This window comes from Breznakia sp. PFB1-19, assembly GCF_029893935.1.
GTDB lineage: Bacteria > Bacillota_I > Bacilli_A > Erysipelotrichales > Erysipelotrichaceae > Breznakia > Breznakia blatticola.
This window is the reverse complement of sequence record NZ_JARXXJ010000026.1, coordinates 1-23,920: the sequence shown is the minus strand read 5'-3', so window position 1 is coordinate 23,920 and position 23,920 is coordinate 1. Positions and strand designations below refer to the sequence as shown.

The following is a 23,920-nucleotide window of genomic DNA, read 5'->3' as shown; positions in this document are numbered from 1 at the left end:
CATAACTGGGAGCGGTTCAGAACAAGAGCATTGTATGTCCTAAACGATGACGCTACATATCGGATCTTCGCTACAAAACTATAAAAGACCACAGCGATGTGGTCTTTAAAGAACTTTGGGGTGCCTAGCACCCCATGTTATTTTAAATCAAATTTCTGACTCACCCCAAGTTATTTTGGTGTGCCCATACTTAAAAACGTTTTATAACGTTTCTAAGGTAATGCCTCCAAAGAGTAACAAACCTTAATTACATTTTCATCTTAATATGAAAGTGCTTCCATGTCAATATTATTTTTTTATACAAGATACAAGCAACATCATAGGACGACGCAATTCATCTTTCATTCCTTCTACTTGTTCGAGTAGTTCTTTTGCTGGTTCAGGTTCAACAACTGCTTTGATACAAAAGCCATATTTCAACAATGTTTGAAGATATGTCGTTACTGTTCGATGATATTTTACTACTTGTTCCCCAAGAAAAACCGCTTCTCTTTTCCCTTCAAAAAAGTAGTTATCAACTGGCCAATATGCTGGCTTATCTTCACTATCATAAATCCAATCTTGTTTGCCTTGTGCAGTAAATACTGGATGTTCTACTGAGAATACAAATACCCCACCTGGCTTTAATGCGTTATGAATCACTTGTACAACTTGGTCAAAATTTGGCGTGTAATGAAATGCTAATGAACTCATTACTACATCAAAACTTTCATCATCTAATTGTAGATCTTCCATTGCTACTTGCTTATAAGTTACTACATCGCTCTCTGTTTTCTCTTTAGCAACAGCTAACATTTTCTCTGAAATATCTGTACCTAGTACATATGTAGCACCTTTACTAGCTGCATATATACAGTGCCAGCCAAAACCACAACCAATATCCAATACCCGTTTCCCTTGAAAATCGGGAAGTAATTTTTTTAGTTCATGCCACTCTCCTGCTGCAGATAAACCTTCCACTGAACGTGGAAATTTCTGATATGCTTCAAAAAATGCATCATTATCATATATATTTTCTTTCATAGTTCTCCTACTTTTAAACGTTAGATAACATATATTACCAACGTTTCATGTTAACATTATACTTTTCAATATATGCTTTCTTAAATTCATCAATTGTGATGTCATAACACAACATTACATTGTTGAAATACATCATTACATCACAAAGTTCCTCTATGAAATGCGCACGTACTTCTGGCTGGTTCATAATTTGTGTATCACCATCTTTCTTGATGACATCAATTACTTCTCCTGTTTCTCCAATCATCCACAAAAGCATTTCTTTAGCTACTTCTGGTTTCAAATCCGGCCAAAATCCTTGATATTTCTCATGCATATGTTTTTGCATCATTTGCATTTCTTCTATTGAAAAGTTCATCATTTTTAATCTCCCTCGTATATTTCATTTTACATAAAGTTTTCTTCTATCTCATATCGTGTATCACAGGATGCACAGACAACAGTTGCTTTGTATGATTGTATATTTTTTGGTACTACAGAAAACAAAGCAGATGCATCCTTTTCACAAATATATCGTTTATTGACTTCACTACGCTGTAGCGTACCCAAAGCAAGTTTATTCAAATCTATATCACCAAAACGATTTTCAACACTTCCGCTTGCTCCACACGAACATGTAAAAGAAAACCGAAAATATCGATATGTCACATAACAAAGGTATGCAACTGTTTTATTGCATGAATCACAATATAACCAACTTGCATGTCCCTTTAGAAAATGTGCTTGATCTGCTAGTACTGTTGGAATTTCTTTAGCCATTTTGTCTCCTAAATAAATGATGAGATTTCACTTTATTCATGCGTATCTTCTAGTATCTCTGCTACAAGTTTCTTACCATTTTCATAGGTTGGTATTACTTCTGATAAGATATTTTCATAAAATGCAATTGCATGTGCTTGTCGTTCTTTTGCAATTTGTTTAGCACGCTTTGTATAAAACTTATCATACAAATGTTTCAACTTATAGTTATACTCATGTAGAAATGATGGATGATCATCATGTGTTCCATCAAGTATATTGCGATTATCATCAACAAAGTATAAGGGTTCACTAATATTTGCGTTGTAGAAAAGTGTACGAGCAATTCCTACACTTCCACATACATCGATTTTGTCTGCATCAAATAGTATTTTAGCTTCAATGCTTTGTGGTGGTTGATTTGCCCGAAAACGATGGGAAGCAATACATTCTTTTATGTGTGCTGCATCTTTTTGTGAATACCCATTTTCTATACAAAAAGCATATGCCATTTCTGAACCAACTTTGGCATGACATAGCTTTGGATTTTCAAATTGTTTCTGTCTTCCAATATCATGTAACAGACATGCACTTATTAGTATGTCCATATTTACATCTTTTTCATATTTTGCAATGTCTAATGCAAGATACAAAACGCGATAGATATGTTCGATATCATGTGCACTATCCTTCATGAATTGTGACATGAATGACTCTATATGTATAAACTGACTTCTTTTCATTACTATCCCCTCAATTCATCCAACGCAATCAAATCACTACTTTCATAGCGGTTATGTCCTTGTTGGTTTTTCTTATACTTCCAACAAGCAATTGCATCTTGCAGAGTTTTTCCTTTATTATCACTAAAGAAATCACGAATATAAGCTCCTATCGTTTATTATACACTATGCGATACGTAAGTAATAAAAAAGTTCTATCTATTTAGTTTGTAATGTTTCTTACTCACACTAAATATACTAGAACCTTTTTCACCCATTTTTGTTTAACAAAATTATTCTTGTCGTTTACACTTTTCTAATATGCATTATTTTTTAAATGCTGAAATTGCTAATGATAATGCACCGACTACTCCTGCATTATCACCTAACATAGGATATACAATATAGTCTTTTATTCGATTTGTAGTTATCTCTTCTTTTTGCACATAATTATTTAAATATGTCTGAAAGTAGTGATGAATCATTGGAAACAATTGCTTTTGATGCATAACCCCACCACCTAAAATAATTTTTTCTGGTGATAGTGTTAGTGTATATGTTACTAATGCTTGTGCAATATAGTATGCTTCTAAATCCCATGCAGGATGATTTTCATCAAGTTCTTTTGCGCTTTTGTTCCATCTAGCTTCTATTGCAGGACCAGCTGCAAGACCTTCAAAGCAAGTTGCATGATATGGACAGTTACCTGAAAATGTATCATCTTCTCTAACTCGTAAAAGAATATGTCCCATCTCTGGATGTACTAAACCATGGACTAGTTTTCCACCAACGATTGCACCACCACCTACACCTGTCCCGATAGTTAGATATAATGCATTACTTAATCCTTTGGCTGCTCCAAAATATGTTTCACCCAACATGGCTCCATTTACATCTGTATCAAATACAATTGGAATATGATAGCGTTCTTCTAAAACACCTACTATATTGAAATGTTGCCAGCCTTCTTTTGGTGTAGTTGTTATGTGTCCATATGTACTACTTTCTGGATTTGGATCAATTGGTCCAAAGCATGCAACACCCATCGCATCTATTTGTTTGTCATCAAAATATGCAAATACATGTTTCATCGTTTTTTCTGGAGTTTCTGTTGGAAATGAGGCTCTATCAAAGATTTCACCTTTTTCATTTCCAATACAAACAACAAACTTTGTTCCTCCAGCTTCAATAGCTCCTAATTTCACGTATGATTCTCCTTACTTTCTACTTTATTTAAACGTATCCGTTTTCTCTTTTCTCATGATCTATGAATCCATTTTAAAATTGGATTACTTGCTGTCATGTTTTTTTATTTCATAATTGCGTAACTTATAATACGTTACTGGAATATCTATATTGGCTTCAATTTTTGCTTGAAGATCATCATATATGCGCGTTGTAAACGTATACTCACCTTTATTAATAAAGATTTCAATAGAACTTGTATCACTGAAGATTGTTATATCTTCTATACTTTCTACTATAAATTCGCGTGCGTCTCGTAGACATCCACTTTCTTTCATAGTAATACGTACAATTTGATTGTGGTACTGCAATTCAAGGTCTTGACGAAGTTTTATATCAAAGGATCTCTTTGCTAGTTTATCTAAATGCATTTCAAACACGATATCTTCCAGTGTTATTTCTTTATTCTTTTCCAAAGTAAATACATGTTCATGCTTTCTTAATTGCTTTGTTTCTGCAATTGGATATTGATACACTTTATCATTTTTCCAGCTGATTTCTCGTGGTATACATAATGCATGCTGCCACCCTTTATCTACCGTTGGATTTGTATATTCAACATCAGGCATTCCCATCCAAGCGATAAGTATCTTTCGTTCATCATTTGACTGTACTACCTGTGGGGCATAAAAATCCCAACCATAGTCTAACTCAAAGAAAGCTGATAATGTATAGTTTTTACGAAAGTCTCCATCGATTATAAAATATCCGCTTTGGTACAAGTTTTGATATTTGTATTTTTGACTTTCCACCCCTTGTGGACTACAAATTAGTATTTGCTTTTGATCAAGATCTACATAACTTGGACATTCCCACATATAGCCAAATGGTTCATCACTACAAATGGTTTTTAGATACTTCCAATCATGTAAATTTGAAGATTGATATACCAAGATAACTCCGATGTTTTCTTTGCTTCTCGCCCCTAAAAACAGATAAAAGAAATCATCTTTTTTAATCACATACGGATCACGTACATGTCGCGTCATTTCTTGTGGATAATCATCATTAGTAAGTAAACACATTTTACCTTTAAAATGAACTCCATCATCGCTATAACTATACATTGTATTATGTTCACGACCATCAGTAATATAATCATAGTCCCCAATATGTTTTACATTACCTGTATAAAAGACGTGCATTTTATCATCTGCAACTATGGCAGCACCTGAATACGCTCCACGACTATCATATCGATGGTTAGGAAATAGCGCTGTTTTCTCTTTTATGAAGTGAACAAAGTCCTTTGTTGTATAATGCCCCCAATACTTGCGACCACCTGTAGGATCTTCTGGAGTATATTGATAAAAAATATGATACTGTCCCTTGTAGTAGCAAAGACCATTTGGATCATTCAACCAACCTACTGGTGGCATTAAATGATATTTCAATCGATACTTGTCATCAATTGTTTTTGCATTATTTTCTAATGCTTCTATTTCCTCATTCGTTAAACATTGTTGTTTCATCTTATCACCTTATATTTATAATTGGAGTTTCTTTTTCCATCTTACCATTACACAACATTTCAAATGTTGTTACTTTTGTGCAGACCATAGCTATTGCACTGCTACAACCTTCTTTTTCAATACTTGTAATATCAATCTCCATCACCCTTTGCCTTGTTTGAAAAGCTTCATCAGGCATTTGGCTAATATTTACGACTTTTCCATTGATTGGTGATACAAGTACTTTTTCATCTAGCTTATTTGTTTCTTATTTTCTTTAGCACTAGCTCTTTTGCATAATAGAATTGTAATACAGAATGCACTTATAACAGAGATGATCATTCCAATTCCAAAGTTAAGCCATGAATCTACAGGAATAGAAATAAATCCTGGTAAACCTGCAGCTCCTAAAGCAACAGCTAATGTCTTAGTAGCAGCGATGTATGCACTTCCTAATGCAGAACCAATCATTGCCGCATAAAATGGATATCGTAATTTCAAAGTTACACCAAACATTGCGGGTTCTGTAATTCCCAGAAATGCGGAAATTCCTGCTGCTGAACAAATCGATTTGATCTTCTTATCTTTTGTTACCCAGAATACTGCTAATACTGCTGCACCTTGTGCTACATTATTCATTGCTGCTGTAGGGAAAATAAATGATCCTCCCGTTGTTTCCATTGCAGCTAATAATTGCGTTTCGATTGCAATAAAACTGTGATGCATTCCTGTAAGTGTAATTGGTGCATATAGAAGTCCAAAAATCGCTCCTCCTACAAATCCAAGTGTTTCATATCCCCAAGTAATTCCACTTGCTAATCCATCCCCAGCTAAGCGTAACAATGGACCAACAACAGTAAAGGTTAAAAATCCAGTAATTAATGTTGCTAACAAAGGAGTCGTTAAGTTATCCAACCAGTGTGGTGTAATTTTGTGTAGTTTCTTTTCAATAGTTGCAAGAATATATGAAACTGCAAGAACTGGCAATACCGTTCCTTGATACCCTACTGCTTGAATTGATAACCCAAAGATATTCCATGTCGGAACTTCCACACCAGTTCCTAATGCATATGCATTTAGTAAATCTGGATGTACCATGATCATTCCCATTGCTGCTCCTAGATATGGATTTCCTCCAAATTTCTTTGTTGCAGAAAATGCAATAAGTACAGGTAAGAAAACAAATGGCGCATTAGCAAATAAATTGATCATACTTGCTATGTCTGCAATTTGTGGATAGGCATCAATCAATGACTTTCCTGAAATAAACAATCCGTTTGCTGTAAGTACATTATTAATCCCCATCAATAACCCACCAGCAACAATTGCTGGAATAATTGGGACAAAGATCTCACTTAATAAAGTGACTCCTCTTTGTAATAGATTCCCTTTTGTTTCTTGTTTTTCTTCGATTTGATTTTGTGCGTTTGGTAATACTTTTTGTATTTCCTCACAAACCAAATTCACAATTCCAGAACCCAAAATGATTTGATATTGGTTATTTGAAAGGAAAACTCCTTTTACTACTTCCATATCTGTGATTGCTTCTTCATTCACTAATGATTGATCACGTAAGCTAAAGCGTAGTCTAGTTGCACAATGACCGACTTGTTGAATATTTTCTTTTCCACCAATATTAATTATTATTTCTTTTGCTATTTTTTCATAATTCATATTATCCCTCATTTCTTATTATGGTACCGGTTCCATATAAGAACTATAATTTCTTATCAAAGATTTGTCAATAAAAAATTAAAGAAATGTGATATCGGTTCCACAAAGATATAAAAAAAGAACGAACATCTATATTGATTGTACGCTCTCTCCTTCAATAATTGTATACCCAACGGATTGCATCTTAGGAATTTTCTCCCCATTAATCCATTTTATAATTGTTTCACCAGCTATCTTTCCAGCTATTTCATTATCAAAACGCACTGTACATAAACTTGGTGTAATTACACTTGAAGATTCATATCCCCCAAATCCTACGATTGAAATATCTTCTGGAACTTTTAATTGTAAAGCCTGCACTTCCTTATAACAAGCTAGTGCAATTGTATCCGTGGCACAAATAAAAACACTTGGTATATGTTTCTTTAAGTACGCACTAATTACACCCTGTGAATGTGTAAACGTAAAGTCTGTTTCAATCGTATCTATACTTGAAACGCCATGAGCTTGCAAACCATCCATAACGCCTTTTTTTCGTTCAATACCGACTGCTCTATCGCTTGCATTTACACCTACATATGTGATATCCATATGTCCTTTTTTAGCAACATATTCACCCATATCAAAGCCAGCGTGATAGTCATCATTCACAATGGAATATCCATCACTAAACACTTGACCAATAAATAGCATAGGTACATCAATTTTATGAGTAAGTTGTCTATGTGCTTCTGTAATATTGGTTGCAATCAATACAATAGCATCCACATTCATCTTCCAAACATGTTCAATCGATGTCAATTCACGCATTTCATTGTGATTTGTATTTATGATAATTGTGACATAACCTTCATTTCTCACGTACTCATCTAGAGCCATCATAACGCGTGATGATGTTATGGAATCTAAACAAGGAGCAACAATACCGATTGTTTTTGTTTTTGTCGCTTTTAAACTTTGAGCAATCGTATTTGGTGTATAGTCTACCTTTTCAATAATTTCTTTTAGTTTTCTTCGTGTTTCCTCTTTTACATAGCCACCATTAAAATAACGTGAAACCGTGCTTTTTCCCACTCCTGCTAAATCGGCTATATCTTGCATTGTTAACTGTTTATCTTTCATGTCTTCCCCTTAACTACATTTAGTATATCATAATCGTCATCATAAAATATGAACGATATACTTCACTTACACCATGTAATCAATTGTTTATTTTCTAGATAATAAAACAATGCTTTCCACATGGTTTGTACGTGGAAACATATCAAATAATTCAACAGTTTTACAGTTGTATACACGATTTAATTGTTTGATATCACGCATTTGCGTTTCTGGATTACATGAAATATATAGTATATGTTTTGGTTTTAAAGTAAGTAGTGCATCAATAAAATTCTTATCTGCTCCATCACGAGCTGGATCCATAACAACAACATCAATCGCTTGCTTAACTCTTGCCAAACGTTGCATATATTCTCCAGAATCACTACAAACAAAATCTACATTTTGAATCCCATTAATTTCTTTATTTACGTTAGCATCTTTAACAGCTTGTGCATTAATTTCTACACCATAAACCTTCTTTACTTGTTTAGCAAGAAGTAAAGAAATCGTTCCAATTCCACTATATGTATCAACTACGGTTTCTGTACCTTTTAGTTTCAACATCGACAATGCTTTTGTATATAATTTCTCACATTGTTCATGATTGATTTGGTAGAAGGATTTACTTGAAATACGGAAGGTTAATCCACATAGAGTATCTTCAATATAGCCTTTTCCATACAATACAACTTCTTCATTCCCTAACACAACAACGGTATGACGATTGTTGATGTTTTGAACAATACTTACGATTTCTGAATGTCCATCAAGTAACATATCAATGAACTTCTTCTTTCCTTTAAACTCTTTATCTGCAACTACAATTGTTACTAAAAACTCACCTTTTTGGTTTTCACGTAACTGTACATGCTTCAAAAAACCACGTTTTGTTGCTTCATCATAAACATCAATACGACACTTCTTCACACAGTCTTTGATATGTGCAATTAGATCATTACTTTTTTTATCGTGAAGTAAACAGTTTCCAATATTCACAAGTTTATGTGAGTATGGTTCATAAAAACCAGATACTACTTCATTTTTACGACTTTTCCCAAACGACAAAATCAGTTTATTACGATATGCATATGGTTCTTTCATACCTTCACAATTGTGTACTTGCATTGGTAAACGATACTGTTCAACCAAACCTTTGACTTGTTCTGTCTTTAATTTCAATTCAAAAGGATACAACATATGTAAGTAATTACAACTTCCACATCTTATAAAATATGGACACTTTACCTTAGTTCGAATACTACTTGGTTTTATTACTTTTACAACATCTGCAATATATCCTTCTTTAATCTTTTTTGTGACAATTGCTTCAACAACTTCACCAACAAGTACTTGTTTTACATACACTTTATCTTTGTGTACTTGCATGAAACCTAATCCATTATCTTCAATGGCTAAAATTTCACCTTTAACTTTTGCTTTTTTATTTAACATAGAACTCCTTGCCTAGCTTTCTTTCTAAATCCTGCAAAGCTTGGCTTGGACTATTTACAACAATTCCGTCCATTCCAAGTGCTTTTGCACCTTCAATATTTGCTTCTAAATCATCTAAAAATATACTTTCTTCTGCTTTGATATTAAATCTACGAAACAATGTCTCATAAATTTCCACTTCAGGTTTGATTACCTTTTCATTACATGAAAGAACATATCCATCAACCTTTTGAAATAAATCCACGTTTTCTTCAATGTATACTGCTGCATCATAGGATAAATTACTAAGTAAGAAAATACGATATCCAAGTGATTTAAGCACATCAATATACGATAACGTTTCTAATGGCACAAGTACGTCCATCCATTTATCTAATATTTCATGAACCAAATCTATAAACTGTGGCATTTCTGTAGTTACTTGCGCTTCTATTTCAGCTAGTTTTACGGTACCGCGATCATATTCTTTCCAAAGTGGACATTGAAAAATCTGCCGACATACATATTCACCATTTTCATACATAGAGAAATACTCAATCGGTTTAAATCCCAATACTACATTTCCAATATCAAATACTATATTTTTAATCATGGGCTCATTATAGCATAATACAAAGCTAGAATCGTAATAAAAAAGCATCCGTTTTATTGGATGCTACAATCTATAATAATTCTTCTATTTCTTCTTCAAGTTGTTCTGGCTTTGTTGCTGGTGTAAAACGTTTTACAACATTTCCATCTTTATCGATTAAGAATTTTTCAAAGTTCCAAGTAATTTCTCCAGTTGCTGGTTGACGACCAAATGCCTTCTTAAAGAATTCTATGACACCTTCACCATCCGCTTCTGGTTTTTCTTCTTTCAACCATTTGAATAATGGATCTGTGTGTTCACCATTTACATCGATCTTTTTAAATCTTGGGAATGTTGTATTATACGTTAACGTACAGAAACTATCAATTTCTTCATCCGTTCCTGGAGCTTGTTCCAAAAACTGATTACTAGGAAAATCAAGAATCACAAAGCCTTTGTCTTTGTATTTTTTATATAAAGCCTCTAGCGCTTCATATTGTGGTGTTAAACCACATTTTGTTGCTGTATTAACAACTAACACTGTTTTTCCTTTATACGTCTCTAATGCAACTTCATTACCTTTATTGTCAAGTACTGTAAAATCATAAAATTTCATATATAAACCTCTTTCCTTTTACTTACTACAATATCTTTTACTACAAGTATTGTACGTAATGAAAAAGTTTACATCAACTAACTTGCTCGTCTATATTTTCTATTTCTTGTACTTTTACAGGTGTTTGTCCTTTTAAAATTACAGTAAAGCTATTCACTTGATTCACTAAATTTTGTAGCTGTTGCAATAGCATAATAATCCAAACAAATGCAAAGATAAATGCAATCAGTTCATATGCCATTAATGATAAGTAATCAACTTGTAAAAATAGGATTGTTGCTAGAATTAATAAACCACCAATTCCATAGCTTACCCATAAAAACTCTTTTGATACTTTTGGTAATAACCATCTCAGTAAACAAATGAGTAATACAATAAAGACAACTAACAGTCTTGCCACAATATCATGAATGTCACGGAACAGTTGAATTTCATTGTATGGAAACATTCCTACACCACCTAGACATAAAGCTGTTAACGTAAGAAGAACACGTAGTACACTCAAGCGTTTACTTTCAGGAATGGCTTGTTGGAGAATAACAAAGATATAGTCAATTAAAGCTACTAATAACATTGCTGAAAATACGAGTGTTACATTAAATCGCCAACTATTGATTGCTTCAGGTGTTCCTAAATAACTAAAGTTTTCTTTCCACCAATCTTGATCATTGTTGTTGACCATAGACATTACAACTCCACCGACTATCACAAAACTGAGTACTCTTGTAAGTAATGAAGGTGTCATAATAACTGCTAAATAACTCATCGCATATGTAATGATGATATTAAAGACAAAGAACATAAAACTTGCTGTGTACACATCAAAACTTGCACCGCTAAACGTTAGTTCCATTACCTTGAAAAAGCCCATTAAAAACAAAATGAGAATCAATCCAAATGAAATAAGCACTGCTGGAAAATTACGCCAATAGATATATTTACTTGATGTCTCTATTTTTTGTTTTTTCGCTAAAATAAAAAAGAAACTAAAACTGATAATTCCACATAAACTTCCAACCAGCAAAGTTGCACTCGCAATCGATTGTTCGCCAACAAAAGACACTTGATTTGCATCTTTAAACGCATAGTAGAAACCAACAGTCACAAGAACACATATTAATAATACCCATATCATTTGTCTTATCGGTGCACTTTTTTGTTTGTTTTTAGGTGCAATCCGTAGTTTATTTCCTTCAACTAAAACGAAAGCATGTTCACCTTCTTCTACCTCTAAAGATTCCAACACATGTTTTGGAAGCATGACTTCCTCAGTAATTACTGGTTCTTGTTTTTTCTTTTTTCTTAGTAACCCCATACACAATCCTCTTTCTCAAACCATTATAGCACACTCTATAAGTCGAAAAAAAAGCCACGAACGTGGCAATTTCTTACACATTTGCTTTTACAATCAGTCTTGCTATTTTATCAGCATATGCAATTGGATCTTCGATTTTGAAACCTTCCATCAACAATGCTTGATCATATAGAATGCTTGCATAGTCTGCAATTTCATCTTTATTTTTCGCATATACATTTTGCAATGCTTTAAATAGTTCATGGTTTGGATTAATTTCTAGAATCTTTGTTGCTTTCATACCCATTGGATTTCCTTCAGGCATTTGACTCAACACTTTTTCCATTTCAAAAGACATACCTTCAGCTGCACTTAATACAACAGGGTGTGATACCAAACGAGCAGATAGTTTTACTTCTGAAACTTGTTCTTTCAATGCATCTTGTAAAGCTTCAAGTAAGTCTTTGTTTTCTTTACTTTCTTCTTCAAGCTTTTTCTTTTCATCTTCATCAGCTAAATCTAAGTCACCTTGTGCAATGTTCTTGAATGTTTTTTCCTTGAAGTTTTGCATCATTTGTAGTGCAAATTCATCCACATCATCACTCAAATATAAGACTTCATATTCTTTATTTTTAAGTAGTTCAACTTGTGGCATTTTATCAATGCTATCTACGTCATCACCACTGATATAGTAAATTTCTTTTTGATCTTCTTTCATTCGATTTGCATATTCATCTAATGTAACTAGTTTCTTTTCTTTAGATGAATAGAACATCAATAGATCTTGTAGTAATTCTTTGTGTGAACCAAAATCTGCGTATACCCCATATTTGATTTGTGTACCAAATGCACTCCAGAACTCTTCATATTTTTCACGTTCTGTACGAAGCATTTTTAATAGTTCACTTTTAATTTTCTTTTCAATACGTGAAGCAATTGCACGCAATTGACGATCATGTTGCAACATTTCTCTTGAGATATTCAATGATAAATCTTGAGAGTCCACCAATCCTCTAACAAATCTAAAGTGTTCAGGAATCAGTTCACTTGCCTTATCCATAATGAATACACCAGACGAATATAACTGCAATCCTTTTTCATAATCATTTGAATAGTAGTTCATTGGTGGTTTACTTGGAATAAACAACAATGCATCGTAAGAAACCGTTCCTTCCACACTTGTGTGAATGACTTCTAGTGGCTTGTTGTAGTCTTGGAATTTATCCATGTAGAAGTTGTCATATTCTTCTTCACTGATTTCACTTTTACTACGTTTCCAAATTGGAACCATTGAGTTTAGTGTTTTATCTTCAACTACAGTTTCTACTTCATCACTATCTTCTTTTTTCTTTTCCTCTGTTACTTGCATCATAATCGGATAACGAATATAATCAGAGTATTTTTTGATTAATCGTTCAATTGTATATGTTTCTAGATATTCATCGTAGTTTTCATCATCTGTATTTGGTTTTAAGAATAATGTAATTTCTGTACCATATCCATCTTTTCCATAATTGATGATTTCATATCCATCACTGTTTTCACTATACCAACGATATGCATCATCACTACCGTATTGTTTTGAGATAACTTCTACTTTATCTGCAACCATAAATGCTGAATAGAACCCTACCCCAAATTGTCCGATGATATCGATTTCTTCTTCTTTGTCGTGTTCTGCTTTAAAATCAAATGATCCTGATTTTGCAATGGTACCTAAGTTATTTTCCAGTTCTTCTTTACTCATACCAATACCATTATCACGAATCGTTAATGTACGGTTTTCTTTATCTACAGAAAGTTCGATTTTGAAATCTTCTTTCTTCACATCTGATAAGTTTTCTTTTAATGCTTTGTAATACAGTTTATCAATTGCATCAGATGCATTAGAGATAAGTTCACGTAAGAATATTTCTTTATGTGTATAAATAGAGTTAATCATTAAATCCATGAGTCGTTTGGACTCTGCTTTAAACGCCTTCTTTTTTGCCATTTCTATACCTCCTGGCACTCTACCTAAATAAGTGCTAATAGTATTGTAATCATTTTATTTAGCACTGTCAACATTTAAGTGCTAAATTTATGAGAATTCACGAAATGTTCAAAAACAACCCCAGTGTGGGTTGTCAATGTTTAGAATAATGATAATTGTTCGACTTCCGGTGCAACATCAAATTGATTTACAAATCCAAAGACTTCGTGTAGATCATAGAGTATTCCATGTGCTTTACATGTCTGTTTAAAAAGTTGCATCAATTCTTTGTGGTTTGGTGAACGCACTTCATAATTATTTCCATACGTTCGAATGTATCGCTCTTTCATACCAGGAAAATATGCATCGAGTTTTTCATAATAATACTCACGGTTTCCTTCTCGTAAGGTCATTCCCATTTCAAAACAAACGATGCCTTTGACCTTAGCTTTGATACAGTAATCTAAAATTCCAATTAAGTTTTTTTTGGAATCATTAATAAAAGGTAATATAGGTCCTAGCCATACAACAGTGGGAATACCTGCATCACGAAGCGTATACAATGCCTCTACGCGCTCTTTTGTTGTACTCACATTCGGTTCGACGATTTTACAAATTGCTTCATCATAGGTCGTCAGTGTCATTTGTACAACTGCACGTGTTTTCTGATGCAGTTTTTGAAGTAAATCAAGATCACGTAATACTCGATTACTCTTCGTAATCATGGTAAACCCAAACCCATAGTCGTAAGCAAGTTGCATTGCCTTACGAACATACTGAAAATGCATCTCTATAGGAATATATGGATCACTCATTGAACCTGTACCAATCATTCCTTTTTTGCGTTTACTTTTTAGTTTTTGTTCGAGTAATTCTATTCCGTTTTCTTTTACTTCAATATCTTCAAAGTCATGGTCTATATGATAACACTTGCTGCGTGAGTCGCAATAAATACAGCCATGACTACAGCCACGATATAGATTCATTCCATTTCTTGCAGATAAGATTCCTTTTACTTTTACCTTGTGCATATTCATAGTATAGCATTGAATATTACACTATATATAGTCCAAGCTGAAATATTTTATGAGGTTGCGATTACTTTTATCGTTTTCCATTTTCCACGATAAAAACGTATAAACAAGACAATACCACGCAGTGTAATATCTAAAGCATACGCAGACCAAACACCAACCAATCCTAAATTCGCATATACAGCTAGTATATACCCTACACCTAGGCGAATCCCCCAAATACCAACCAAGGTTGCATACATTGGAAACTTTGTGTCTCCAGCCCCTTGTAAGGCATTTGTGATGATTTGAACCAGTGCAGAGAATGGTTGGAAAAAAGCAATAAGTCGCAATACATCAACTACCATATGTTGTACTTCTGCAGTCGATGTAAATAATGCAGCTAATTGTGGTGCAAAAACGTAAAATACAATACCAATGACACTCATACAAACTACAGATATCACATAACTGATATGTGTAAGATGCATTGCCTTTTTTGGATTTCGTTCACCTAATGATGTACCTACTAATGTTGCAACTGCTAGTCCAAATCCCATTGCAGGAATATAGGCATAACTTTCAATTGTACCTGCTACACTATGCGCAACATATGCAGACATTCCAATTGAGATAATCATCCCATTATATAGTAATTGGCCAATTCGCATAATCAGCTTTTCTACACCAGCAGGAATTCCAACATATAAAATCGATGTCAGTATTTTTTTATGCACTTTAAATTCTTTAAATGTAAATGCAATATCTGCATCATGTCTTTTTAATTTGAAAAATAGGAGTCCTACACCAATTGCACGAGCAATCGTTGTAGCTAAACCTAAACCAAATACGCCCATTCCCATTTTAATAAATAGTGCGTTTAACCCAATATTAATCACATTGGAAATACCGGTTGCAAACATTGGTGTTCGTGTATCTTTAATCGAACGAAAGCAACTTGATAATATAAGTTGTAAACACAAAAAAACTGCAGGTACAGTCACAATCAAGAAGTATGGTAGTACATAATCAACCACACTTGCTTCAATCCCTGAAATTCGTAAAATCGGTCGTGCAAACACAAAACAAATAACACCAACTACCAAGCCAAAGACAAGTCCAATATCAATGGATTGTGTAATTGCTTTATTGGTATTTTTATAATCTTTACGACCAAAATATCTTGAGACAATGGTACTTGTCCCAACACTTATCGCAGTAAAAAACGCGATGAAAATATTCATCATCAAATTGGTAACACTTACTCCTGCAATTGCAATATCATTTAATTGACCTGCAAAATAAGTGTCCGCTGTTCCGAGCAATGTTTGTAGGATATTTTCTACAATAATTGGCAATGACAATGTCAAAACACAAAGAATATCCCGTTTTAAAGATTTCATTTCGATCCTCACCCTTTTTCTATTTCTTCCTAATCAAAGCGTATCATGGACCTTTATTTATAGCGACTCAAACAAATGCAATTTTATAGAAGATATAAAAAGGAACACCTGCTGATGTTCCCGTTTTCTATTTCTCTTTCGCCTCTTGGTTTCTTTTCTCATCTAACATAACAAATTCTTCCCAAGGAGTAACATAACTTAACTCTGATGGATCAAAGTCTTTTTTCTCACTGATTACACTATTCATGTATTCTGCGGATTCTAAAATAGGATCTCCTACTTTCTTTGTTTTAAAGAAACTTACATCTTTTCCTTTTTGTAGGAGCATTGCCATTAAGACATGTGCTTTTACTTCTACTTTACCTTCTGTGTATCGATCAATTTCACCTAAGATTTTTTTAATTGTCTCTGTGATTTTATACATATCCATATTATCTTTTAATAACACAAAGTATTGTCCATTAATCTTAACAACTTCAGGACGATACATGACATGCATGTTCTCCACTAAACCGTGTACTTCGCGTTGAATATAGGATACATATTTCTTATGTAAATCATCACTTGCAAAATTGTTTACATCATCAAAATCAAAACTAACAACATACGACAGTTCACTACTTTTAAATCCATGTGGAACTCTGTCCATTTCTAATACTGGATATTTCATTCTTGCTCCTTCAGTACATAGTTTTCAATTGCATAAGCAACTCCACTATCATCATTTGATAAAGTAACTACATCAACTTTTTCTTTTACTGCATCTGGTGCATTTTTCATTGCGACACTTAAACCTGCAACTTCAAACATTGGTAAATCATTGAAATTGTCACCAATACAAACTACATCAGATAAATCAATTCCTATATCCTTACATACCGCTTTAATTGCCAACCCTTTACTAGTCTCAATACTTGAGCATTCAAAGTAGTCAGGATAACGATACAAACGGATGCCTTCAATCTTCTCCACTTCATCAACCATTTGATTTAAACTATCGACATCATCTTGTAAAGAGATGATTTTTAGATATTCTGTATCGTGGTCAAGAATGGTTTGCGTATCTACACTATAGTACATATCCATACGATCTTTTTCAGGTGTTACATCTTTATATAGATCATAATCTAACACCCCTGGATCTGTGCGCGTACAAAGTGATAAGTTTTTATTTTTAAAGTACGTTCTTACATTATATTTTTGTGCAAGATGTGCAATTTGATCTGCTGCACTTGCTGGTATTGGAAATGTTCTACTTTTCCCAGCAACACGATAATACCCACCATTGAAAGTAATATGACTCATCTTTACTGAGATTTGATTCATAATACGGATGGTAAAACAGTTTGGTCTACCACTCACAATTGCAACTTCTATACCTGCATCTAACGCTTTACGAATCGCTTTTTTATTTTGCGGCGTTATCATATTGCGACTGTTTAATAACGTCCCATCTAAGTCTACACAAATTAGTTTATACATACTTCACCTTCTCTTTCATTACCTAGTATATCAAATAGTATATCAAAAAATAGTATTTACTTCTCTATCAAAATTCTTTTCCGCCACTTACTTTCACATCTTGATCATATGCAATACAAGTTGAAATAATCGTAATAGCCGCTTCTGTTAATTTCTCTAAAGAAATTGAAGGCTTTTTATCTTGAGTATCTAAATATGGAACATGAATAAAACCTGCTTTTGTTTGTTTATTTGCTTTTTCTAATATGTATAGAACTTCATACATTACATGATTGCATACATACGTTCCTGCACTATTTGAGACACTCGCTTTATAATCATCTGTATTTAACTTTTCAACGATACGTTTTATCGGCAATGTACTAAAATATGCATTCTTTCCATTTCGTTCAATTGGTTCATCAATTGGTTGATTTCCTGCATTATCTTTAATGCGATAATCATCTACATTAATTGCAACACGTTCTACACGAATTTCATCAATTCCCCCAGCTAAACCAAATGAAATCACACAATCATAATCCGTATATAAATACTCACGTAAAATGCGATCCGTTTGTTTGCCAACAACAGGTAACAATACGGTATCAATTGAAGCGTCTTTTATCTTGCTTGGTAATTGTTTTAGTAATTCTTCTGTAGGATTGATTGCATCATTTCCGAATGCTTCAAATCCAGTAACTAGTATTTTCATAATACACCTCTTATGTGTATGATTTTATCATATTTGCAATTCGAACTATAACAAAAAAGCCATAGGATATCCTATAGCTTAGCAATAATTGCATCTGTAAATTCAGTTGTTGAAGCAGTTCCACCAATATCAGCAGTACGTACACTTCCTTCTTTTAATACTTCATCAATAGCGTTACGGATTTTTGTAGCTTCATCACGATATTCTAAATAATCAAGCATCAAACATGCCGCAAGTAATAATGCAAGTGGGTTTGCTTTGTTTTGTCCAGCGATATCTGGAGCACTTCCATGAACTGCCTCAAACATTGCAAAGTCTTCACCTAAGTTTGCACTTGGTAATAATCCAAGACCACCGATTAATCCACTTGTAAGATCACTAACAATATCTCCATATAAGTTTGGCATTACCATAATATCAAACTGTTCAGGTTTCATTACAAGTTGCATACATGTATTATCTACAATCATCGTATTTGCCTCAATTTGTGGATACTCTTTTGCGACTTCATTAAAGACGCTTAAGAATAATCCATCACTTAGTTTTAAGATGTTTGCTTTATGAACACATGTTACTTTTTTACGTCCATTTGCTACAGCGTATTCAAATGCTGCTTTGGCAATATTTGTACTTGCTTCGCGTGTAATTAACTTAATTGCATGTACGGTATTTTCATCGATTTGTACTTCTTCACCAATGTATAAATCTTCAGTATTTTCTCTAAAGGTAATAATATCGATATTTTTAAATGGTGTATCAATATTTGGTAAACTTTTTGCGGGTCGAATGTTTTGATACAAGTTATATTTGTTACGTAATTGTACATTCAAACTCTTAAATCCCTTACCAATTGGTGTTGTAATTGGTGCTTTTAAAACTATTTTATTATTTTCAATCGAATCAAATACAGCTTGTGGAATTAACTCTCCACACGCTTCATAGCAAGCTTCTCCAACTTCATACATTTCAAAGTTTAAATCTAACTTTAGCGTTTCAAGAACACGAACTACTTCCGAACAAATTTCTGGTCCGATTCCATCACCTTTTAATACTGTAATATTTCTCATGTTTAATTTCCCCTTTTTTCTATATCGATATATTCGCAGATCTCCCCAACGTATTTTGTTGCTGGACGAACGATTTTCCCACTGTACATTTGGTTTTCAATGTTATGTGCTAGCCAACCAATACTACGTGCACATACAAATAGTGGTGTATATAAATCACGTGGAATGTTTAACATTTTCTCGTAGACAAAGCCACTGTAGAAATCCACATTGCTACAAACATTGATCCCTTTCTTTTCCTTAATAACTTCTTTTGCTACTTTCTCAAAGCGCTCATAGAAATCAAATTCTGTTTCTAAGTTCTTTTCTTTTGCAAGTTCTCTTGCTCCATTTTTTAATACTTCACTTCGAGGATCACTTAGTGTGTATACTGCATGTCCCATTCCATAAATTAAACCACGTTGATCAAAGTAGTTACATGCAAGTAGTTTCTCACAAACATCTTTGATTCGTGCTTCACTTGCTTCATATCCAATATCTGCAATCACATCATCCATCATTTGACAAACTTTGATATTTGCACCACCGTGTTTTGGTCCTTTTAATGAACCAATGGCACCAGCAAAACTGGAATAGATATCTGTACCCGTACTTGACATGACCACATTTACAAATGTCGAGTTTGGTCCACCACCATGGTCAGCATGAACAACAAGAATGATGTCTAATAAATGTGCTTCCAAATCTGTAAACTCTTGATCTGGACGGATCATTTGTAAGATATTTTCAGCAAAGCTTAAATCTTCATCAACATGGTGAATGTACATACTTTCATTTTCGAAGTAGTGAACTTTGCTTTGATAGTTGTATGCAACTAAACAAGGCATCTTTCCTACAATGTGCAACCCTTGATCAATAATATGTTCCAAACTTACATCATCTGGTGTTTTATCATAGTTGTACAAAGTAAGTACATCTTGTTGAAGTTTATTCATTAAATTCTTCGTTGGAGCACGTAAGATTTTACTTTCTAAAAAGTCTTTTGGTAGGTGGAATTTTTTATGTAAAATTCTTGTGAAATGTTCCAACTCTTCGCGATTTGGTAAATACCCAAACATGATTAAGAAACTTGTTTCTTCAAATAGATTGGCTTTACCTAAACGACTTTTATTTCTTGCCCCATCAACTATCTCATTGATTTCAATGCCGCGATAAAACAATTGTCCTTGTTGGTCGACTTTCGTTTCACACTCACGACAGTATCCAACAACATCACTGACTTTTGTAAGTCCAACCAAAACTCCTGTCCCATCTTCATTTCTTAATCCATTCTTCACTGAATGTGTTTTATATAATTGCTTATCGATATAACCAATTTCTTTTGCTTTTTCAAAAAATCTTTCTAATCTTTTATCCATATATCCACCTCTATAACACTAGTTCTATTGATTATATCATTTTTTGACTCAAAAATTAAGCACTAATGTAAATTATTACAATATTGAATATGTAAATATTTTCATAGAATGATATTCTTTCATATAATAAAGTGTATTGTATATGACGCACACATGTATTCCCTACAAACACAAATAATATGATTTTAGTCTACGGATTGCATCGACTTATGGTATAATATGAAACAACTATTATAAAGGGGGACAAACGATGGCTACGTTATGCGAAAAAATATTACAAGCTCACCTAGTGGAAGGTACCTATGAAAAAGGTAAACAAATTGGGATTAAGATTGATCAAACATTAACACAGGATGCAACTGGAACTATGGCTTATTTACAACTGGAAGCAATGGGAATTGATAAAGTAAAAACAGAACGTTCAATGAGTTATGTTGATCACAATACATTACAAAGTGGATTTGAAAATGCTGATGACCACAAATACTTACAAACTGTGGCAAATGCATATGGTGTCTACTTCTCAAAACCAGGAAATGGAATCTGTCACCAAGTTCACTTAGAACGATTTGCAGCTCCAGGTAAAACACTACTAGGTAGTGATTCACATACACCAACTGCTGGTGGTATTGGATCGATTGCAATGGGTGCAGGTGGTCTTGATGTTGCTTGTGCAATGGCGGGTCGTCCATTCTTTCTAACTACACCACAAGTGGTTAATGTGAATTTAACTGGAAAACTACAAAAAGGTGTTAGTGCAAAAGATATTATCCTTAAAGTTTTACAACTTATGAGTGTAAAAGGTGGAGTTGGAAAAATTGTTGAATATGGTGGACCTGGAATTGAAAGTCTATCTATTCCAGAACGTGCAACTATTTGTAATATGGGAGCAGAACTTGGAGCAACAACATCTATCTTCCCTTCTGATGAAATCACAAAAGATTTCTTGAAGAAACAAAATCGCGAAGATGTATGGGTTGAATTGAAAGCAGATGAAGATGCGATCTATGATGAAGTATTCCACATTGACTTAGATGCATTGGAGCCAATGATTGCAATGCCACACTCACCAGATGCAGTTGTTCCTGTATCTGAAGTTGAAGGAATGCATGTAGATCAAGTTGCTATTGGTTCATGTACAAACTCTTCACTACGTGATTTAACGATTGTTGGTAACATTCTTGAAGGTAAACAAGTAGAGTCTTCAGTTAGTTTAGTTATCTCACCAGGTAGTAAACAAGTACTACAAATGATTAGCCAAAATGGTGCATTAAGTAATATGATTTCTAGTGGCGCTAGAATTTTAGAAGCAACTTGTGGTCCTTGTATTGGAATGGGACAAAGTCCAATTACAAATGCATTATCATTACGTACATTTAACCGTAACTTCTATGGACGTAGTGGTACATTAAGCGCAAAAGTATGTTTGGTTTCTCCTGAAACAGCTGCAGCTAGCGCACTAACAGGAGTGATTACAGACCCTCGTAAAGTCGATTTTGAATTACCAAGCGATGTAGATGCATTTATGATTGATGATTCAATGATTTTGACTCCTGATTGTGATAAAGAAAAAGAAATCGTGCGTGGTCCAAATATCAAACCACTACCAATTAACACACCATTGGATGACCACATTCATAAAAAAGTTATGATTAAAGTAGAAGACAATATTACTACTGACCACATTGCTCCTGCCGGTGCAAAAGTCTTACCATACCGTAGTAACATTGAAAAAATTTCTGAATTCATCTTCATGAACAACAAACCAGATTTCGATAAAGTATGTAAAGAATATGGTGGTGGATACATTATCGCCGGTGCTAACTATGGACAAGGTTCATCAAGAGAACATGCTGCACTTGCACCGATGTATTTAGGTATTAAAGCAGTTATCGCTAAAAGTTTTGCCCGTATCCATAAAGCAAACTTAGTGAACTTCGGAATTCTTCCATTAACATTCGATAACGAAGCAGACTATGACACAATTGATGAAATGGATGATTTAGACATCAATAACTTAGATCAACTTGCAGTGGACACTCCACTTATGGTGATTAACCAAACAAAAGACAAAACATATACAGTACACCATGGCTTAAGTCAATATGACATTGATATTATCAAAGCTGGTGGTACATTAAACTACATTAAAGCAATGCAATAAGTATAGAAATCCCTGCACTCACATGAATGCAGGGATTTTTTTATCGATCTAAATATTCTTTGTATTCTGGATGTAATGAGAAGTATTTTACAGAATAACCACATACTGGAGAAGCCTTCGCATCTTTTTCTTTTAGTAATGTTACCATTTCTTCCATCAGTTCCCCAGCAAGTCCTTGTCCACGATATGCTGGATTTACATATGTACTCATCAAGTGATATACATTATTTACTTCGCGATATTCTAAAGCTGCGATTTCTTCGCCTCTTTCATTCACCATTATAATGGCATCTTTTTTTCTTTCTATTTTCATATGATCACCTTCCTATTACAATTATTATAATTTACTTAGCAATATAAATCTAATGTTATGCAATATTCATCATTGTTTTCTTATACTTTGAAATTAAAACGATTTTCACTCAAGCTCAATTTTCAAACTAAGTGCAACACAAGTGGTTAAATGCATATTATTCGATGAATTGAAGCTTTTTTATGTGCTAATATATTCAAAAACCATGAAATATTGTATACTAAATGTAGATAGTAAAGGACTTTAAGACATGACGAAAAGGGAAACTGGACTTAGGTTTCTGCTAAGTGCAACACTTTCCTATATGGTTTATATTTCCTTTATGTTTCGGTTTTGCGCAAGTTGCTATTTGTGGAAAAGGTTTGGGTTTAAGTTAACTTTGTCTGGGTCAACTTCTTTATATCCTAATTTGCTAATTATTTTCTTTTCCTTGCGACTAAGCATTTGGAATGGTGTTTTATTACCAAATTGCGGTCTTGCGACTGAGTTTATATGATTCACCATTTTTTTAATGTCTAAATCATCAAGGTGATCGAAGTTTTTTCCTTGTGGGATGTATAATCT

General features: G+C 33.6%; 22 protein-coding genes and 1 pseudogene. 1 reads left to right on the top strand and 22 read right to left on the bottom strand.

Features of this window, described 5'->3' with window-relative positions; all coding sequences use genetic code 11:
• Positions 1 to 288: 288 nt before the first annotated feature.
• The 20 genes from M2098_RS10155 to M2098_RS10060 form a co-directional block, all read right to left on the bottom strand.
• Positions 289 to 1,023: a class I SAM-dependent methyltransferase gene (locus M2098_RS10155; protein WP_280684121.1), complete on the bottom strand. Its 735-nt coding sequence runs from the start codon at positions 1,021 to 1,023 to the stop codon at positions 289 to 291.
• A 34-nt stretch (positions 1,024 to 1,057) separates the two neighbouring features.
• A complete protein-coding gene (locus M2098_RS10150; RefSeq protein ID WP_280684123.1) occupies positions 1,058 to 1,384 on the bottom strand; it encodes a MazG nucleotide pyrophosphohydrolase domain-containing protein in 327 nt (108 codons plus the stop codon).
• A 26-nt stretch (positions 1,385 to 1,410) separates the two neighbouring features.
• Positions 1,411 to 1,782 carry a hypothetical protein gene (locus M2098_RS10145; protein WP_280684125.1) on the bottom strand — a complete coding sequence of 124 codons (372 nt, stop codon included), beginning with the start codon at positions 1,780 to 1,782 and terminating at the stop codon, positions 1,411 to 1,413.
• Positions 1,783 to 1,814: 32 nt separating this feature from the next.
• Complete coding sequence (locus M2098_RS10140; RefSeq protein WP_280684127.1) at positions 1,815 to 2,504, bottom strand: HD domain-containing protein; 690 nt, start codon at positions 2,502 to 2,504, stop codon at positions 1,815 to 1,817.
• A 305-nt stretch (positions 2,505 to 2,809) separates the two neighbouring features.
• Positions 2,810 to 3,688 carry an ROK family protein gene (locus M2098_RS10135; RefSeq protein ID WP_280684129.1) on the bottom strand — a complete coding sequence of 293 codons (879 nt, stop codon included), beginning with the start codon at positions 3,686 to 3,688 and terminating at the stop codon, positions 2,810 to 2,812.
• Positions 3,689 to 3,772: 84 nt separating this feature from the next.
• Positions 3,773 to 5,200, bottom strand: coding sequence for a glycoside hydrolase family 32 protein (locus M2098_RS10130; RefSeq protein ID WP_280684131.1), 1,428 nt, complete (start codon positions 5,198 to 5,200; stop codon positions 3,773 to 3,775).
• A gap of 231 nt (positions 5,201 to 5,431) precedes the next feature.
• Positions 5,432 to 6,853, bottom strand: coding sequence for a sucrose-specific PTS transporter subunit IIBC (locus M2098_RS10125; protein ID WP_280684133.1), 1,422 nt, complete (start codon positions 6,851 to 6,853; stop codon positions 5,432 to 5,434).
• A 129-nt stretch (positions 6,854 to 6,982) separates the two neighbouring features.
• Positions 6,983 to 7,975: a LacI family DNA-binding transcriptional regulator gene (locus tag M2098_RS10120; RefSeq protein ID WP_280684135.1), complete on the bottom strand. Its 993-nt coding sequence runs from the start codon at positions 7,973 to 7,975 to the stop codon at positions 6,983 to 6,985.
• A gap of 87 nt (positions 7,976 to 8,062) precedes the next feature.
• Entirely contained in the window at positions 8,063 to 9,409 is a 1,347-nt protein-coding gene (gene rlmD, locus M2098_RS10115) for a 23S rRNA (uracil(1939)-C(5))-methyltransferase RlmD (protein WP_280684137.1), read from the bottom strand.
• Complete coding sequence (locus tag M2098_RS10110) at positions 9,399 to 10,001, bottom strand: HAD family phosphatase (protein WP_280684139.1); 603 nt, start codon at positions 9,999 to 10,001, stop codon at positions 9,399 to 9,401. Before M2098_RS10110 ends, rlmD begins: the two co-directional genes overlap by 11 nt.
• A gap of 70 nt (positions 10,002 to 10,071) precedes the next feature.
• Positions 10,072 to 10,596 carry a glutathione peroxidase gene (locus M2098_RS10105; RefSeq protein ID WP_280684141.1) on the bottom strand — a complete coding sequence of 175 codons (525 nt, stop codon included), beginning with the start codon at positions 10,594 to 10,596 and terminating at the stop codon, positions 10,072 to 10,074.
• 73 nt (positions 10,597 to 10,669) lie between these two features.
• Positions 10,670 to 11,911 carry a DUF998 domain-containing protein gene (locus M2098_RS10100; protein WP_280684143.1) on the bottom strand — a complete coding sequence of 414 codons (1,242 nt, stop codon included), beginning with the start codon at positions 11,909 to 11,911 and terminating at the stop codon, positions 10,670 to 10,672.
• A 73-nt stretch (positions 11,912 to 11,984) separates the two neighbouring features.
• Positions 11,985 to 13,883: a molecular chaperone HtpG gene (gene htpG / locus M2098_RS10095; protein ID WP_280684145.1), complete on the bottom strand. Its 1,899-nt coding sequence runs from the start codon at positions 13,881 to 13,883 to the stop codon at positions 11,985 to 11,987.
• Between the two features lie 140 nt (positions 13,884 to 14,023).
• Positions 14,024 to 14,899, bottom strand: coding sequence for a radical SAM protein (locus M2098_RS10090; protein ID WP_280684146.1), 876 nt, complete (start codon positions 14,897 to 14,899; stop codon positions 14,024 to 14,026).
• Between the two features lie 47 nt (positions 14,900 to 14,946).
• Positions 14,947 to 16,278 (bottom strand): MATE family efflux transporter, encoded by a 1,332-nt coding sequence (locus tag M2098_RS10085; RefSeq protein ID WP_280684147.1) that lies wholly within the window; start codon positions 16,276 to 16,278, stop codon positions 14,947 to 14,949.
• A 127-nt stretch (positions 16,279 to 16,405) separates the two neighbouring features.
• Positions 16,406 to 16,948, bottom strand: a complete 543-nt coding sequence (locus M2098_RS10080; RefSeq protein WP_280684149.1) for a hypothetical protein — start codon at positions 16,946 to 16,948, stop codon at positions 16,406 to 16,408.
• A complete protein-coding gene (locus tag M2098_RS10075) occupies positions 16,945 to 17,760 on the bottom strand; it encodes an HAD family hydrolase (RefSeq protein WP_134167183.1) in 816 nt (271 codons plus the stop codon). The genes M2098_RS10080 and M2098_RS10075 overlap by 4 nt, the downstream gene beginning before the upstream one ends.
• Before the next feature lie 67 nt (positions 17,761 to 17,827).
• Complete coding sequence (locus M2098_RS10070) at positions 17,828 to 18,454, bottom strand: pyroglutamyl-peptidase I (protein WP_280684152.1); 627 nt, start codon at positions 18,452 to 18,454, stop codon at positions 17,828 to 17,830.
• 71 nt (positions 18,455 to 18,525) lie between these two features.
• Complete coding sequence (locus M2098_RS10065) at positions 18,526 to 19,521, bottom strand: isocitrate/isopropylmalate dehydrogenase family protein (protein WP_280684153.1); 996 nt, start codon at positions 19,519 to 19,521, stop codon at positions 18,526 to 18,528.
• A gap of 2 nt (positions 19,522 to 19,523) precedes the next feature.
• Entirely contained in the window at positions 19,524 to 20,879 is a 1,356-nt protein-coding gene (locus tag M2098_RS10060) for a citrate synthase (protein WP_280684155.1), read from the bottom strand.
• 250 nt (positions 20,880 to 21,129) lie between these two features.
• Between M2098_RS10060 and M2098_RS10055 the strand changes: the two genes are divergently transcribed.
• Positions 21,130 to 23,043, top strand: a complete 1,914-nt coding sequence (locus M2098_RS10055) for an aconitate hydratase (protein WP_280684157.1) — start codon at positions 21,130 to 21,132, stop codon at positions 23,041 to 23,043.
• Positions 23,044 to 23,083: 40 nt separating this feature from the next.
• Here the strand turns inward: M2098_RS10055 and M2098_RS10050 are convergent, their stop codons facing one another.
• Together M2098_RS10050 and M2098_RS10045 are read right to left on the bottom strand one after the other, a co-directional pair.
• Positions 23,084 to 23,356 carry a GNAT family N-acetyltransferase gene (locus tag M2098_RS10050; protein WP_280684159.1) on the bottom strand — a complete coding sequence of 91 codons (273 nt, stop codon included), beginning with the start codon at positions 23,354 to 23,356 and terminating at the stop codon, positions 23,084 to 23,086.
• A gap of 345 nt (positions 23,357 to 23,701) precedes the next feature.
• Positions 23,702 to 23,920: pseudogene (locus M2098_RS10045) on the bottom strand (hypothetical protein); the annotation flags it as partial.